Raw genomic sequence first — 258 nt, 5'->3', positions numbered from 1 at the left:
ATCCACAGTTAAACTAACCAGAGCTAGAGCGGTTGGTATGTCAGCCTTTCTCATTGTTATGTCCTTAATCGGGTATATGGCAGGATCTGATGGTGGGACCATGTTGGATGGTGTACTTTGTCTATGGTTTTATACGACACTAGGTACCTGTCTGCTTGGTATTGTTATGCCTGCAATCTTCTCCCAAAAGAAGGGAGGGGTGAACGTTGCTACCCCACTTGTTGCGAATTCAGCTATGTATTGCTCCAACGGCCAGAC

The 258-nt window shown here is 46.1% G+C and carries 1 protein-coding gene; it reads left to right on the top strand.

From position 1 onward, the window contains the following. On the top strand, positions 1–258 hold a 258-nt coding region (locus tag COJ96_RS26010), incomplete at both ends, for a hypothetical protein (protein ID WP_180230268.1).

This window comes from Bacillus sp. AFS073361 (assembly GCF_002567005.1).
GTDB lineage: Bacteria > Bacillota > Bacilli > Bacillales > Cytobacillaceae > Neobacillus.
The sequence above is the reverse complement of the archived record's forward strand: the minus strand, read 5'-3'. Positions and strand labels throughout refer to the sequence as shown.